Origin of the sequence: Kitasatospora sp. NPDC056446, from assembly GCF_042796115.1 — a bacterium.
Lineage (GTDB): Bacteria > Actinomycetota > Actinomycetes > Streptomycetales > Streptomycetaceae > Kitasatospora.
This window is the reverse complement of sequence record NZ_JBHTRF010000009.1, coordinates 167,706-182,636: the sequence shown is the minus strand read 5'-3', so window position 1 is coordinate 182,636 and position 14,931 is coordinate 167,706. Positions and strand designations below refer to the sequence as shown.

Annotated in this window: 10 protein-coding genes; 4 read left to right on the top strand and 6 right to left on the bottom strand. The window is 74.2% G+C overall.

Annotated elements, in window-relative coordinates:
• Positions 1-140 precede the first annotated feature (140 nt).
• Together ACFQ6N_RS09200 and ACFQ6N_RS09195 are read right to left on the bottom strand one after the other, a co-directional pair.
• The gene (locus tag ACFQ6N_RS09200) at positions 141-1,418 is read right to left on the bottom strand and encodes a hypothetical protein (protein ID WP_380647976.1); all 1,278 of its coding nucleotides are present in this window, start codon (positions 1,416-1,418) and stop codon (positions 141-143) included.
• A gap of 177 nt (positions 1,419-1,595) precedes the next feature.
• On the bottom strand, positions 1,596-2,972 hold the full coding sequence (locus ACFQ6N_RS09195) for a transcriptional regulator (RefSeq protein ID WP_380647975.1): 1,377 nt from the start codon (positions 2,970-2,972) through the stop codon (positions 1,596-1,598).
• A gap of 306 nt (positions 2,973-3,278) precedes the next feature.
• Here ACFQ6N_RS09195 and ACFQ6N_RS09190 point away from each other — a divergent pair, with 306 nt between their 5' ends.
• Positions 3,279-3,989 (top strand): bifunctional DNA primase/polymerase, encoded by a 711-nt coding sequence (locus ACFQ6N_RS09190; RefSeq protein WP_380647974.1) that lies wholly within the window; start codon positions 3,279-3,281, stop codon positions 3,987-3,989.
• Between the two features lie 425 nt (positions 3,990-4,414).
• On the opposite strand, the gene ACFQ6N_RS09185 is transcribed toward ACFQ6N_RS09190, so the two are convergent.
• Positions 4,415-5,107 carry a metal-dependent transcriptional regulator gene (locus ACFQ6N_RS09185; protein ID WP_380647973.1) on the bottom strand — a complete coding sequence of 231 codons (693 nt, stop codon included), beginning with the start codon at positions 5,105-5,107 and terminating at the stop codon, positions 4,415-4,417.
• Between the two features lie 221 nt (positions 5,108-5,328).
• On the opposite strand from ACFQ6N_RS09185, the gene ACFQ6N_RS09180 reads away from it, so the two are divergent.
• From ACFQ6N_RS09180 to ACFQ6N_RS09170, 3 genes are all read left to right on the top strand, one after another.
• Positions 5,329-6,093 carry an SIS domain-containing protein gene (locus ACFQ6N_RS09180; RefSeq protein WP_380647972.1) on the top strand — a complete coding sequence of 255 codons (765 nt, stop codon included), beginning with the start codon at positions 5,329-5,331 and terminating at the stop codon, positions 6,091-6,093.
• Between the two features lie 238 nt (positions 6,094-6,331).
• Positions 6,332-7,312 carry a DUF4231 domain-containing protein gene (locus tag ACFQ6N_RS09175; RefSeq protein ID WP_380647970.1) on the top strand — a complete coding sequence of 327 codons (981 nt, stop codon included), beginning with the start codon at positions 6,332-6,334 and terminating at the stop codon, positions 7,310-7,312.
• Positions 7,313-7,335: 23 nt separating this feature from the next.
• Positions 7,336-8,190 carry an alpha/beta fold hydrolase gene (locus ACFQ6N_RS09170; protein ID WP_380647985.1) on the top strand — a complete coding sequence of 285 codons (855 nt, stop codon included), beginning with the start codon at positions 7,336-7,338 and terminating at the stop codon, positions 8,188-8,190.
• A 65-nt stretch (positions 8,191-8,255) separates the two neighbouring features.
• Here ACFQ6N_RS09170 and ACFQ6N_RS09165 read toward each other — a convergent pair whose 3' ends face one another.
• The 3 genes from ACFQ6N_RS09165 to ACFQ6N_RS09155 are packed head-to-tail and all read right to left on the bottom strand — an operon-like array spanning position 8,256 to position 14,783.
• Complete coding sequence (locus ACFQ6N_RS09165; RefSeq protein ID WP_380647968.1) at positions 8,256-9,218, bottom strand: 2-hydroxyacid dehydrogenase; 963 nt, start codon at positions 9,216-9,218, stop codon at positions 8,256-8,258.
• Between the two features lie 28 nt (positions 9,219-9,246).
• Positions 9,247-13,254: an FxSxx-COOH system tetratricopeptide repeat protein gene (gene fxsT, locus ACFQ6N_RS09160; protein ID WP_380647966.1), complete on the bottom strand. Its 4,008-nt coding sequence runs from the start codon at positions 13,252-13,254 to the stop codon at positions 9,247-9,249.
• Complete coding sequence (locus ACFQ6N_RS09155) at positions 13,251-14,783, bottom strand: TIR-like protein FxsC (protein ID WP_380647965.1); 1,533 nt, start codon at positions 14,781-14,783, stop codon at positions 13,251-13,253. The genes fxsT and ACFQ6N_RS09155 overlap by 4 nt, the downstream gene beginning before the upstream one ends.
• Positions 14,784-14,931 lie beyond the last annotated feature (148 nt).

Sequence of the window (14,931 nt, the reverse complement as noted above, 5' to 3'; positions counted from 1 at the left end):
GTCCCAGCCGCCGGGGGGGGTGGGGGGCGGGCGGGGGGGTGCCCGCGGGGGCCCCCCCGCGGGGGTGCGGGGGGGGGGGGGGCCCACCGGCGGGGGGGGGGGGGCCGGCCGGCCCCCGCCCCCGCTCGCTCACGCGCCCGCTACAGGTCGCCGTCGCCGCGGTTGGGCAGGCCACTCTGGCCGGCGATCGTGTTCCAGAGCGTGGCGGCCTGCTTCTTCGCGGTGGTCGCGGTGCCGCTGGCCTGGACGGCGTTCTTGTAGTGCTGGTTGTCCTGCTTCTTCGCGTCGCAGGAGCCTTGCGCGTCCTGCGCCCAGGCCGCGTACTCGTCGTCGGCCTGCGCCGAGGCGGTCCAGGCCGCGTTCAGCTGCTCGACCAGCTGCTGGCCGCCGGGCAGCTTGTCCGTCTTCAACTGGCCGAGCTTGCTCTGGAGCTCGCGCCGCTTGCCGGCTGCGGCGGTCAGCGCCTGCTGGGACTCGGGCAGCTTGTCGCACTTCTGCACCGAGGCGACGGCGGAGACCACCGAGCTGCGGCTGTCGCTCGCGGTGCCCAGCAGGTCCGACAGCGGCTGCGCCTGCGCCTTGACGTCCGGGTCGACAGCGGCCCCGGAACCGCTCGCGCTCGCCGTCCCGGGGGCGCTGGTGCTGCCCGCCGCCACCGGGGAGTTCTTCTTGTCCGACGTGGTCTCGCCGCCACCGCCGCCGCTCACCAGGACGGCGACCAGGACGCCGGCCGCCGCGCAGCCCGCCACCACACCACCGATGATCAGCTTGCTCGACGGACGGCCGCGGCCGGAGCCGCCCGCCTGGGTCGCGTCGGGGTCCGGCCCGCGGTCCTGGCCGTAGTCCCCGGTGTAGCCCTGGTTCCCGCCCTGGCTGTAGCCCGGCTGGTACTCCTGCGCCGGGTAGGCCTGCTGCGGCTGCGCGGCCACCGGGTAGGCCGGGTAGCCCGGAGCGGGCTGGGGCTGCGGGTAGCCGGGCTGGGCCTGCGGCGCCGGGTAGCCGCCCGCCTGCGGGTCGCCGACCGGGTACGGCGGCAGGTACTGCGTCTCCGGGGCCGGCTCGGCCTGCGGAACGCCGTACCCGGGCTGCTGCCCGCCCCACGAGGCGCCCGGCGCGGGCATCGCCTGGCCGGGCGACGGCATCCCCGGCACGGAGTGGCCCGGCAGCGAGTGACCCGGCAGCGACTGCCCGGGCACCGCGTGGCCCGGCACCGACTGGCCCGGCAGCGCGTGCCCGCCCTCGCCGAGGTACTCCGGCTGCCCGGACGGCTGCCCCACCGGCGGCACCGCCGAGTGGCCCTGCGGCTGCCCCGGCTGCCCCTGGAACTGGGGCTGTCCCGGCTGGCCCTGGGGCTCGGGGCGGAACAGGTCGTCCAGGTTGAAGTCACCCGAGTTGGGGTACGAGCGGCGCTGACTCAACGCGATTCCTCACCTGTGCAGGACCGCGCGCTGACGGCGGACCACATCTCGTCGGTTCTTGGGGGCATCACAGTTCCTTGGACGTCACGCCCACGCTACCGGTTCGGCTCACCGGGTGACCACGTGGGCGAGACATCCGTCACGCTCCCTGCACAGACGATCCGGGGCCGCCCCGGGTCAGGCCGCCTCCGCGTCCGCCCGGGCGTGGAACTCCCGGACCACCCGCTGTTCGCGGTACGGCTCCAGCCGGCGCCGGAACTCGTCCAGGTACTCGACGCCCCGGTTGGAGCGCAGCCCGCTCAGCAGCCGGACCGCCTGGGTGCCGGTCTCGCAGGCGCGTTCCAGGTCCCGCTGCTGCAACTGCGCGGTGGCCAGCAGCACCAGGTCCACCGCCCGGCGCCGCACCCGGGTCGGCGGGTGCAGGTCGAGCGCCCGGCGGGCGTAGTGCTCGGCCGGGCCGGCCTGCTCCAGGTCCCGGTGGCAGTGGGCCAACTCGTCCGCGAGGTAGGCGTCGTCGAAGTGGGCGATCCAGTCCGGGTCGTCCTCCGGGCGGCGCTTCTCCATCATCTCCAGCGCCCTGGCCGACACCGCCTCGCAGGAACGGGCGTCGCCGAGCAGGGCGTGGCCGCGGGCCTCGGCGGCGTAGAACATCGCCATCGCCGTCGGGGTGGCCACCGACCGGGCGCCCTCCTGGGCGGCGCGGGCGAGCTGGGCGATCTCCCGCGGGTTCCCGAGGGTGGCCGCCAGGTGGCTCATCGAGGCGGCCAGCACGTAGCCGCCGTAGCCGCGGTCGTCGGCCGCCTGGGCGAGCCGGAGCGCCTGGATGTAGTAGCGCTGGGCCAGTCCGGGCTGCCCGGTGTCCACCGCCATGTAGCCGGCCAGTTCGGTCAACCGGGCGACCGCGGCGAAGAGTTGGCGCCCCGTCTCCTCCCGGTAGGCGCCGCCGAGCAGGCCGGAGACCACCGAGTTGAGGTAGTGCACCACCACCGGGCGCACGTGCCCGCTGCCGAAGCGGTGGTCCAGGTCGACCAGCATCGCGGTGGTCGCCTTGATCGCGGCCACGTCGGTCGGGCCGACCCGGGGGCCGCCGCCGCGCGCCACCACCGGATCCGGCGGGGTGATCAGCCAGTCCCGGCTGGGCTCCACCAGCGCGGAGGCGGCGACCGTCGCCCCGGTCAGGAAGTCCCGCCTGCCGACGTCGCTGCGCCACAGCTCGCACACCTGCTCCAGGGCGGCACCGAGCGTCGGCGCGAACTGCAGCCCGATGCCCGAGCTGAGGTTCTTGCCGTCCGCCATGCCGATCTCCTCGACCGACACGCTGCGGCCGAGTTTGCGGCCGAGCGCCTCGGCGATCACGGCCGGCGCCTGCCCGCGCGGCTGCTGACCGCGCAGCCAGCGGGCGACGGAGGTCTTGTCGTAGCGCAGGTCCAGTCCGTGCTCGGCGCCGCAGAGGTTGACCCTCCGGGCCAGGCCGGCGTTGGAGCAGCTGGCCTCCTGGATCAGTTGCTGCAGGCGCTCGTTGGGCTGTCGTGCGACGAGTGGTCTCGCGGCCATTGGGCTTCGCCTCCCCACACCCTCCGGACCCGGCCGGCGGGCGACGCTTCTGCTGATCTGTTGCCGACTGTCCGACCGTCCAAGGAATCTGACACCAGGTTAGCGATCAGCAACGCCAGCGGGATACCCACGGTGACGAACCGCACCCCCCTTGCGCCCTGGGAAATGCTCCCGTGCGCCCCCGCTGCGCCCACCCCCGGCCGCTCCAACTCTCTTGAGTAACCGGATCGGGTGACATTGCCGGGATGCGCCCAACCGGGCACCCCCGGGCCGTAACCAGCCTCACACACGGTAGTTGAGCAGCGCGTGGAAGACACCCCCGACGCCTCCGGCCAGGACAAGAACGCCGACCTGCCCCCGCTGCTCATCGAAGCCGTCGGCTACGCCGAGAACCGACACTGGGAGGTCGCCCCGGGCACCTGGCTGATCGACGGCGACGGGCCCGCCCACTGCTCCTGCGCAGACCCGCGCTGCACGCTGCCGGGCGCCCACCCGCTGGACGCGGACTGGGCGCGCAGGGCGAGCGCGGGCCCGGGCGCGGTGCGGCGCTGGTGGACGGAGCGGCCCCAGGCCTCGATCCTGCTGCCCACCGGCCGGTCCTTCGACGTGCTGGACGTACCGGAGACGGCCGGCTGCCTGGCCCTGGCCCGGATGGAGCGGATGGACCTCCAGCTCGGCCCGGTGGCGGTGCTGCCCGCCGCGCCCGGGCGGATCGGCCGGCGGCTGCACTTCCTGGTGCTGCCCGGCGTCGCGGCCAAGCTCCCCGAGATGCTGCGCAGGCTCGGCTGGCCGCCCGGCCGGCTGGACCTGGTCGCCCGCGGCGAGGGGGACTGGACGGTCGCCCCGCCGTCCCGGATCGGCTCCACCGGCTACTCACAGTGGGCCCGCTCCCCCTCCGCGCTCAACCGCTGGCTGCCGGACGCGGCCGAGCTGATCAGCCCGCTGGCGTACGCCTGCGGCCGCGAGGCGCCCGTCTTCCACGGCGCCCGGGCCGCCCAGCCGGCGGCGGTGGGCTGAGCCGGGCCCCCGGCGGCCCGCCCGCCCCAGGACGGCCGCCCTGCGCCTATCGGGCGAGGGCGCGCGGCGCGCGACACCACGCGCGCGAGTGACGGGCCCCGCCTCCCACCGGAGGCGGGGCCCGTCATACGCACGTCCGGATAAGGCTTCCGCATACCCGCTGGTCAGCCCCGGAAAGCCCCTCGTACGAGTGACGGCACTCAAGGATTGCCATGATCGGCCGAGGGGAGGAATTGCGTCGAGGGGACGCCGGAAGGGGCGCTCGGACGGGGAAGCCGGGCGAGGCAGCGGAGGGGCAGGAGGGGATCAGGGAGGGAGCAGGGAGGGACGGGGAGGACGAGCGGGGCCCGCTGCACGGGAGAGCAGCGGGCCCCGGTCGTCGTACCCGGCCGTCGTACCCGGCCGTCGTACCCGGCCGGTGCGCCTCAGGCCTGGGCGACGAACACGTACTGGGCGATGTCCTTGCCCAGCTCCGCCGCGTTGTCCCCGGTGCCGACCAGCACGCCCGCGACGCCGGCGCTCACCTTGACCGTGGACCCGGGCCGGACCCCGGCCCGGCGCAGGGTGCTCATCAGCGCGCTGTCGGTCTGGATCGGCTCGCCGATCCGGCGGACCACCACGTCCGCCCCGGACTCGCCCGGCTTGACGGTGTCCAGCGGGACGAGCCCGGCGTCGAAGCCCTCGCCCTCCGCCTTGGTGTCGCCCAGCTCGTCCAGGCCCGGGATCGGGTTGCCGTACGGGGACTGGGTGGGGTGGCCGAGCATGGCGAGCACCTTGCGCTCGACCGTCTCGCTCATCACGTGCTCCCAGCGGCAGGCCTCCTCGTGCACCTGCTCCCACTCCAGGCCGATCACGTCGACCAGCAGGCACTCGGCGATGCGGTGCTTGCGCATGACGCGCACCGCGAGCCGCCGGCCGTCCTCGGTGAGTTCGAGGTGGCGGTCCCCGGCGACCTGGAGCAGGCCGTCGCGCTCCATCCGCCCGACCGTCTGGCTGACCGTGGGACCGCTCTGTTCCAGGCGCTCGGCGATCCGGGCGCGCATCGGGACGATGCCCTCCTCCTCCAGCTCCAGGATGGTGCGAAGGTACATCTCTGTCGTGTCGATCAGCCCAGACATCGCCGCTGGCTCCGTTCCTCGGTGTCCTCATCGCCAATTCTGACGTACCGGGGCGACAACCGGGCCCGCGCAGGGGCCCGGGGTGCCGAATTTCGTTCCTGTTGACAGCGGGACCACCGGGGCGCGACCGTGCTGGCCGTAGCTTTCTCCACCGGCGGTCCGGGCCACCCCGGCCGCCCCACCCGGCCGGCTCCCCCACCGGCAGAGAGCGAAGGCACCCGATGAACGACCTGGTCGGCAGCTACTTCGACGCCGCGATCGCCCACCTCCGGCGGGTCCGCGACGAGGAGGCGGACACCATCGAGGCGGCCGCCGCGCTGCTGGCGGAGGCGGTCACCGAAGGCCGCCGGGTGTTCACCTTCGGTGCCGGGCACTCCTCGCTGGCGGCCCAGGACGTGGTCTACCGGGCCGGCGGCCTGGTCCCGGTGAACCTGCTGAACGTGCCCGGCATGTCCGGCGTGACGGTGATGCCCGCGCCGTTGTCCAGCGCCCTGGAGCGGGTCTCCGGCCTGGCCACCGCGACCCTGGACCTCACCCCGGCGACCGCCGGCGACCTGCTGTTCGTGATCTCGCTGTCCGGCCGCCAGGTGATGCCGGTCGAGCTGGCCCGGTACGCCCGGGACCGCGGCATGAAGGTCGTCGGGGTGACCTCGCTGGCCTACCCGGCCCGGGTCCCCTCGGCGCACCCGTCCGGCACGTACCTCAAGGACCACTGCGACGTGGTGCTGGACAGCAAGATCGCGGTCGGCGACGGCGAGCTGACCCGCCCGGGCGCCGAGACCTCCTTCGGCCCGGTCTCCACCATCGTGACCAGCGCGCTGATGCAGGCCGTGGTCGCCTCGGCGGTCGGCCGGCTGGCCGACCGGGCGGCCGCCGGGGACTCCCCCGCCCCGCCGCTGTTCCGCTCCGGCAACGTCCCGGGCGGCACCGAGTGGAACGCCGGGCAGATGGCCGCCAACGCCGAGCGGGTCTTCTACACCTACTGACCCCTGCGCCTACCGACCCCTCCACCTACCGGCCCCGGGCGGCCCACCGGCCCCGTGCACGCTCGGTACCTGAGCGAACACGGGGCGTACCGGACAATCCACCGGGACTTCCCGGCCAATGCGGGCCGACCCGGGCCGCTCCAGGCGTACCCGGAAGCCGCCCGGGGCAGGAGAGCGGTGCGACCTGAGCGACGGGTGGGGGCCGAACATGGCGTCTGGTGCGGGACGGACCGGTTGGGTGCGTGAGCGGGACCTGCTGCCCGGGTTCTTCTGGGCCGCCGACGCGGCCTCGCTGCGCGGGCAGCAGCACTCGGTCCGGCTCTCCGCGTGGGAGCTGGTCCTGCTGGTGGTCGCCGCCGCGACCGGCTCCGCCGACGGCGTGCTCTGGGCCTGGCCGGCGGCCGTCGCCTACCTCGGCGCGATCGCGCTGGCGGTGGTGATCAGCCGGCAGAACCCGCAGGGCCTCTGGTACGAGGGCCGGGCCGCCGCCGAGTCGGTGAAGACGCTGGTCTGGAAGTACGCCGTCCGGGCCGACGCCTACCAGCCGCCGCCGCGCGCCCTGCCGGACGCCGAGGGCCTGTACCGCTTCCAGCTCGGCCGGGTGCTCGACGCCTTCCGGGACAGCCCGGCGGCCCTGCCCGGGAGCGGCGTGGGGATCACCGCCCCGATGCGCGACCTGCGCGACCAGCCGCTCGCGGTGCGCCGCGAGGTGTACCTGGGCGAGCGGATCCAGGTGCAGCGCGACTGGTACCGCGCCAAGGCCCGCTACTGCGCCCGGGCCGGGCACTGGGCCGGGGTGCTGGGCGTGCTGCTGCCCGCGCTCGGACTGGTGCTGGCGCTGCTGCGGGCACTCGGCGCGTTCAGCTACGACGCGCTGGGCACGGTCTCGGCGGTGGCCGCCTCGGTCACCGCGTGGGCGCAGCTGCGCCAGTACCGGCCGCTGGCCGCCGCGTACGGGCTGGCCGCCGAGGAGCTGGCCGAGATCCAGCGCCAGCTCGCCGAGCTGGACCTGGACGCGCCGGACGCCGAGGAGGTCTGGGCCCGCCTGGCCCGGGACGCCGAGGACGCGATCTCCCGCGAGCACACCACCTGGCAGGCCCGCCGGGAGGTGCGCACCACCACCGACCGGGAGTACGGGGCCCACCAGGAGCACGGCACCGACCAGCACGAGACGGACCAGCACGGCACCGACCAGCACGAGACCGACCGGGAGCACTGAGGAGGCCGCAGGTGTCGTTACGGATGGTCAAGGCCGCGGACGACCGCGCCCTCGCCGTAGAGTCCCTCGGCGACCCGCGCGGCCGGCCGGTGTTCCTGCTGCACGGCATGCCCGGCAGCCGGGTCGGCCCGCACCCGCGCAGCACCGTGCTGTACCGGCTGGGCGTGCGGCTGATCTCGTACGACCGGCCCGGCTACGGCGACTCGGCCCGGCTGTTCGGCCGCCGGGTGAGCGCGGCGGCGGCCGACGTCCGGGCCATCGCGGACGAGTTCGGGCTGGACGACTTCGCGGTGCTCGGCCGCTCCGGCGGCGGCCCGCACGCGCTGGCCTGCGCGGCGCTGCTGCCGGAGCGGGTCAGCCGGGTGGCGGTGCTGGTGGGGCTGGCGCCGCGCGACGCGACCGGACTGGACTGGTACGCGGGGATGACCCCGTCCAACGTCCGCGCGTACAAGGAGGCCGAGCGCGGGCACGGCCGGATCGCCGACGCGATGGAGTTCCGCTCCCGGCAGATCAAGGACGACCCGGTCCGGCTGCTGAACGGGCTGCGCACCGAACTCTCCTCCGCCGACCGGGAGGTGGTGGCCGACAGCGGGCTGCGGCGGATGCTGCAGAGCAACTACCGGGAGGCGTTCCGGCACGGCGCGGACGGCTGGATCGACGACGTGCTGGCCTTCACCGCCGACTGGGGCTTCGACGTCGGGTCGATCCGGGTGCCGACCTGGCTCTGGCACGGCGCGGACGACCAGTTCTCGCCGGTCGACCACTCCCGCTGGCTGGCCGACCACATCCCGGGCGCCGAACTGTTCCTGGAGCCCGGCGCCGCACACTTCGGGGCGTTCCGGGTGATGACCACCGCGCTGGCCTGGGCGGCCGGCTAGCCGGAGCCGAGGGGCTGCGGGGGCCGCGGGGGCCGCAGGGCCGCAGGGCTACGGGCCCGCCCGGCTCAGCGCCGTACCGGGGTCGGCGGCTGCCCTCCGGCCAGGACCGCCAGGACGTTGTCCACCGCCAGGGCGCCCATCGCCTGCCGGGTGGCGACGGTGGCGCTGCCCAGGTGCGGGGCCAGGACGGCGCGTTCCTGGGCGAGCAGCGCGGCCGGCACGGCGGGCTCGTGCTCGAAGTTGTCGACGGCGGCGGCGAACAGCGCGCCGGACTCCAGCGCGGCGGCCAGCGCCTCCTCGTCCACCACCCCGGCGGTCATGCTGACCACGACCGCGCCGCGCGGCAGCATGGCCAGCCGGCGGGCGTCCAGCAGGTGCCGGGTGGCCTCGCCGAGCGGGCAGGTGACGACCAGCACGGTCGAGGTCGCCAGCAGTTCCTCCAGCGGCTTCAGGTCGGCGCCCGCGGCCTGCTCGGGCGGCAGTTCGCGCCGGTTGTGGTAGCTGACCGGCATGTCGAAGGCGCGGGCCCGGCGGGCCACCGCCCGGCCGATCCGGCCCATGCCGAGCACGCCCAGCGGGGTCCCGGCCAGTTCCAGGCCGAGCAGGAAGTTCGGGGCCCAGGTCCAGGGGGTGCCGGCCCGCAGCAGCCGCTCGCCCTCGCCGAGCCGGCGGGTTGCGGCCAGCAGCAGCGCCCAGGCCATGTCGGCGGTGGCATTGGTGAGGACGCCCGGGGTGTGGGAGACCAGGACGCCGCGCTCGGCGCAGGCCGCCAGGTCGATGTTGTGGTAGCCGACGGCGTGGTTGGCGACGATCCGCAGCCCGGGGCCGGCCGCGTCCAGGAACTCGCCGTCCACCCGGTCGTCCAGGGTGGTGAGCACGGCCCGGCGGCCGGGCACGGCGGCCAGCAGCTCGGCCCGGTCCATCGCCAGGTCGGAGTCGTGGCAGGTGACGGCGTGGTGGGCGGTGAGCCGTTCGAGGACGCCGGGTGCGAGGCGCCGGGTGACCAGGACCGGGGGCGGGGTGCTCATGGTGCCGCAGCGTACCCCGCCCTCCCGGTCACACCGGCTGCGGCTCCAGGTCGCGGTTGATCCGCTTCCAGCCGCGCGCCGACACCGTGTTGGGGTGTTCCTCGCCGAACTGCCGGATCAGCTCGGCGATCGACCGCGAGCGCAGTTCGGCGGCCTGGCTGTGCCGGTTGGCGGCCCGCAGGGTGACCGCCAGGTTGGCCTCGCAGGCCACCGCGTCCGGGTGCTGGGACGAGTAGCGGTCGCACAGCCCCTGGTGGGCGGAGCGGCCGAGCTGCTCGGCGAGCCCCAACTGCCCGTCGTCGCCGTAGGCGTTGGCCAGGTTGATCACCGCGTTGAGGGTGTAGGGGTGCTCGGCCCCGACGGACCGGGTCAGGCCCTCGACGGTGAGCCGGCCGCGTTCGATGGCGCCCTGGACGTCGCCGCTGCCGCGCAGGTAGATGCCGAGGTTGTTGGCGCAGGCCAGGGTGAACGGGTGCTCGTCGCCGAACAGCCGCCGGTGGCCCTCGAAGACGGTGGAGCACAGGTCGCGGGCGGCTTCCTTGTCCCCGGAGGCGCTGTGGTCGGCGGCCAGGTTGAGCGCGCAGGCGAGCGCGTCGGGGGCGTCGGCGCCGTAGCGCTCCAGGTAGCGCTCGTAGGTCTCCTTGGTGATCCGGCGGGCCTCGGCGAGCTGGCCGATGCGGCGCAGCGAGACGGCGAGGGACTTGGCGTTGCGCAGGTTCTCCGGGAGGTCGGGGTCGAGGACGTCGCCGAGGTCGGAGGTGACTTCCTGGAGGAGGTCGACCGAGCCGCGGTAGTCGCCGAGTTCGCGCAGGTCGCGGGCGAGGTTGGACTTGGTGGAGAGGGTGTAGGGGTGCTTCGGCCCGAGGACGGCGGTGCGCCGGTCGAGGGTCTCCTGGTCGAGTTCGCGGGCGGCTTCGCTGTCGCCGACGAGCCGGTAGTCGATGGCCAGGTTGTTGGCCATGGAGAGGGTGCGCGGGTTGTCGTCGCCGAACAGTTCGCGGAACTGGTCGAGGATCTCCCGGTCGAGGTCGAGGGCGGCCTGGAAGCGGCCGAGCGCGCGGCGGTCGGCGCCGAGCGAGCCGGCCGTCATCAGGGTGTACGGGTGGTGCTCGCCGAGCAGGGCCCGCTGGCGTTCCAGGGTGGACTCGTCCAGGGCCAGCGCCTCGGCGTAGTTGCCCTGGGAGCGCAGGACGTTGGCGAGCTGGAAGCGCAGCAGCAGGGTCTGCCGGTCGTCCTCGCCGAGCTTGCTGGTCCATTCGGCGTCGAGGGCGTGGCCGAGGTCGCGGGCGCGGTCGAGTTCGCCGCGCTTCCACAGGTAGCGGACCCGGTCGATGAGCAGCTGGCGGGTGTCCGCCTCGTCGCAGTTGTGCGCCTTGGAGGGCGACAGGTGCGGCCAGATCTCGTCGAAGGCGGGCCAGTTGGCCGGGTCGTCGGTGTCGCCGAGGACGGGCCGGGCGCCGGTGAGGATGCGGTGCACCTCGTGGACGGCGACCTCCTGCTCGTCGGCGGTCATCCCGGCCCGGATCACCGCCTGGACGAGGCGGTGCACCTGGAAGCTGTTGCTGCCCGCGTCGACCTTCGCCAGCGCGTACCGGCCGATCGCCTGGATCACCTTGCCGAGCATGAACTTGTCGCTGAGGTCGGCGTCGTACTTCACCAGCGCCCGGATCATCTGGTCGCTGTAGAAGAGGTTCATCGAGATCGGCTCGGGCGCGAAGAACGCGCACAGCTGCAGCAGCCGCACGGCGGCCGGGGACTGCTGGCGCAGCCGTCCGATGGAGACGTTCCAGGTCGCCGCGACGGGGGTCGGGTAGTCGGCGGGGCGGCCGACGGCCAGGGCGCGGGCGGCCTCGGCGTGCAGTTGGGCGACGTAGGTCTCCACCGGGGTGCCGGTGGTGTCCAGCCAGGCGGCGGCGACCTCGACGGCGAGCGGCAGGTCGCCGACCGCCTCGGCGACCCGGTCGGCGTCGGGGCGGGAGAGGCTGCGGGCGCGCCGGGACAGGTGCTCGACGCTCTCGCCGCGGGTGAAGACGTCGACCTCCAACGCCTCGGCGTGCCCGGTCCAGGCCTGGTTGCGGGAGGTGACCAGGATGTGGCCGGAGCCGCCGGGGAAGAAGCGGCGGATCTCGGAGGGCTCGTCGGCGTTGTCGAAGATCAGCAGCCAGCGGGCGGTGGGCACGCCGCGCCGCAGCGCCTCGCGGGCGGCCTCGGCGGCCTCGGTGACGGAGTCGCCGACCCGCAGGCCGAGCCGGCGGGCGAGTTCGGCCAGGGCCGGGGCGACCAGTTCGGTCTGCTCGGCGTCGATCCACCAGACCAGGTCGTAGTCGGACATGAAGCGGTGGGCGTACTCCAGCGCGACCTGGGTCTTGCCGACGCCGCCGAGCCCGTACAGGGTCTGCGGGGTCGGCAGCACGGCCGCCATGCCGCCGCGCAGCTGGTTGCGCAGCTGCTCCAGGACGGCGGCGCGGCCGGTGAAGGACGGGTTGCGCGGCGGGACGTCCCACACCGAGGGCTTGCTGCCGGGGAAGCGCGGCCCGCCGCTGGGCGCGTCGCCGAGCAGGACGTCGCCCCGGCCGAGGGCGCGCAGCAGGCTCTGGATCGACTGAGCCTCGTCGCGGCCGACCAGGTCGACCGGGTTGCGGTTGCTGAACGGCGCGGTGAGGCGCACGTCGCCGACCCGGACGGGCAGCAGCTGGCGCCGGGTGCCGGAGGGGTCGGAGCTGACCACCGACTCCCACAGCGCGCGGGCCTGCGGGGAGCGCTGGTAGGCGGGCGAGAGCACGGCGACGGTGCGGTACGCGGAGTCGATGCCGCGCTCGGTCTCCTCGCGCGGGTCGGTGCCGGCGCTGAGGTCGCGGGGCAGCACCCGGAAGCCGGCCCGGGTCAGCACGGACTCGATCCAGTCCGCCCACATCCGGTCCTCGGGGACGTAGGAGAGGTAGAGGTCGGCGGGGACGGAGGGGCGGCGGCGGGTGAACGCGTCCACGAAGCGCAGCCGCACCGCCTCGTCCATCGGCGGCAGGCCGGGGGCGCGGCCGTCGGTGAGCATGGAGGTCAGCCGCTCGCAGGCGGCCAGCATCGAGGTCTGGGTGCCGGTCTGGTCGCCGAAGGTGGCGAGGATCTCCTCGTAGGCGTAGAACGGCCGGTACGGGATCTCCACGGAGCCCCAGTACTGGGCGAGTTGGTCGCCGTTGAGGCCGGAGGGCAGGCCGTCGAAGCGGACCCGGGCGAGGGCCCGGCCGGCGTCCGCCTTCTCCTTCTCGCCCTCGTCGATGCGCATCGGGACGGGCAGGATGCGGATGCCGCGCTCGCGGTAGCGGTCGTGGATGTGCTGGGCGATCCGGGAGGCGCCGTCGATGGACTGGTCGCTCAGGGTGAAGCAGACCACCAGGTCGTCGGGCATCTGGACGGTGCAGATCTCGGCGATGTCGGACAGGCCGGTGCGGGAGTCGATCAGCACGTAGTCGTAGCGCTTGGCCATGTCGGCCTTGAGGGCGTCGAAGAACTGCCCGCCGTCGAAGCGGTCGTAGAAGATGTCCCAGTCGAGATGGGTGACGGCCTCGGAGTAGTCGCGGTTGAACTGGCCCGCGGAGAGGAAGTCCAGGCTGCCGCCGGCCGGGAAGTACGGCCAGGCGAGCGAGAGCGCGTGCGGGTGCACCCGGGCGAAGTCCAGGTGCCAGCCCTCGGCGTGCTCGACCGGGCGCAGCGCCTCCTCCCGGTACTCGGCGATCAGGTCCATCATCCCGGTGGTGCCGGCGAGGGATGCCGGGTCGAGGAAGGGGTGGAAGAACTTGGCGAGGCCGGGCGCCTCCAGGTCCCAGTCCACGGTGAGCACCCGGAAGCCGTTGGCGGCGAGGATCCAGGCGGTGTTGGCGAGGGCCATGGTGCGGCCGGTGCCGCCCTTGTAGGAGTAGAAGGTGATGATCCGGCCGTTGCGGTCCTGCGCCGCTGACTGCCGCTCGGCCTCCCGGTGGGCGGCGAGGTCGGCGGCGGTGAGGCCGCCGAGGCGGAGGTTCCTGGTGCGGTTCTCGGTCATCGGTTTCCTCGTCCTCCCAGGGGCGCCATCCCGTCATCGGGGTCATCGCCGTCGTCGCGGTACTGGTCGTGCTCGCGGTACGGGTCGCTGCGGTCGTCGCGGTCGTCGCGGTCGTCACGGTCGTTGCGGGGGCCGGTGCGGCTGCGGCCTCCGTTGCCGTTGCCGTTTCTGCTGCCGCTGCCGCTGCCGTTGCCGTTCGTGCGGGTGGCGCCCGGGCCCTGGTCGTAGGAGTCCGTTCCGGGGCCTTCCGGTCCGTCCCCGTCCGGTCCGTACCCGGCCCCTCCGCGCCGGAACGCGTCCCGCAGGCTCGGCCGGGGCGGCGGGGGCTCCTCCGGCTCGGCCCTGGTGCGGCCCTCGAAGGCGTACTTGGCCTTCATCGCCGCCCGGGGCAGCGCGTCGTCGAAGTCCTCCAGCGAGTGCAGCCCGGTCGGGCCGGTCGCGCCGAGGAAGCTCGGGCGGCTGGCCCGCCGGGTGATGCGCAGCGCCTCGTCGCTCAACGGGCCCAGTTCGCCCGCGCGTTCCTCGCACTCCGGGTCGTCGGCGTTCCACGGTTCCAGGACGCTCACCCAGGTGGAGTCCGAGCGGTCGAAGCGCCGGACCAGCTCGCGCCGGCGCGGGTCGCGCAGCGCCCAGCGGTCGAGCAGCAGCAGGCCGGGGGCCTCGGCGTTGCCCTCGATGATCGACTCGACCTCGTCGTCGAACTCGTGCACGGTCGGCTGGAACCCCAACTGCCGTGCCAGCCGGACCGCGTGCTGGGCGATCGGCGACCCGACCGGCCGGTACGGGTGCCAGTCGGTGCGCCGCTCGCCGTAGTAGTCGGGGCTGCGGTCCTCCGGCAGCTCGCCCTGGTGGTAGGCGAGCACCGAGATCCGCAGCTGCTTGGTCGGGGCGGTGACGTTGAACGCGCTGGGGAGGCCGTTGAATTCGAGCCGCCGCCCGATCGGGATCACCGTCTCCTCCGCGACCTGCACGATCCGGGCCGCCAGGCGGTGCACGGCCAGCTCGTACGCGGAGCGGAAGTAGCTGAGCTTCATCAGGGCGTAGAGGCCCTCGGTGGCGTAGTCGGGCCCGAAGCTCGCGTGGTTGAACTGGAGTTCGCCGGCCACCTTCGGCAGCCGGTAGCGGCTCATCGGCGCCCACAGCACCGGGACGATGCCGCTGGTGCGCTCGGAGTCGAGGTTCGCCGGGTACACCGGGCGGCGGGTGAAGGCGTGCCACTCCTGCCCGCACGGGACGCTGTTGAAGTACCGGGGGGAGTAGAGCGGGACGAACACCCGGCAGGACGCCAGTTCGCCGGACAGCCGTTCGGCCCACAACTCGCCCTGGTGCATGGACTCGTCCATGAAGCCCACCGGCACCCCGTCCGGGACAGTGGTGAGCTGCAGCACCGCCTCGCACAGGTCCCGGTACAGCTGCCGGACCCAGTGGTTGGGATCGCCGGCGCCCCGCGCACCGGCTTTCGGGGTGTGCGCGTAGGAGAGGAAGAAGTACGGCCGGGTGTCGTCCTCGTCCCAGCCCCGGTCAGTCACACGCGCCTCCCCCGGGCCCGTCGGCAACCTGCCTCCCGCAGCCCCCGTGCGGCGGGGCTTCAGTGTAGGAACGACTGACACCCCAATGGAATAGCACAACGCCTCGCACGAATTGACATGACCGAAACGATGCCGCCATCAGTGCTCT

Coding starts and splice junctions, on each gene's coding strand:
- ACFQ6N_RS09180 (WP_380647972.1), top strand. CDS start 5,329: ATGAACGACCTGGTCGGCAGCTACTTCGACGCCGCGATCGCCCACCTC.
- fxsT (WP_380647966.1), bottom strand. CDS start 13,254: ATGACCGAGAACCGCACCAGGAACCTCCGCCTCGGCGGCCTCACCGCC.
- ACFQ6N_RS09165 (WP_380647968.1), bottom strand. CDS start 9,218: ATGAGCACCCCGCCCCCGGTCCTGGTCACCCGGCGCCTCGCACCCGGC.
- ACFQ6N_RS09195 (WP_380647975.1), bottom strand. CDS start 2,972: ATGGCCGCGAGACCACTCGTCGCACGACAGCCCAACGAGCGCCTGCAG.
- ACFQ6N_RS09170 (WP_380647985.1), top strand. CDS start 7,336: ATGGTCAAGGCCGCGGACGACCGCGCCCTCGCCGTAGAGTCCCTCGGC.
- ACFQ6N_RS09185 (WP_380647973.1), bottom strand. CDS start 5,107: ATGTCTGGGCTGATCGACACGACAGAGATGTACCTTCGCACCATCCTG.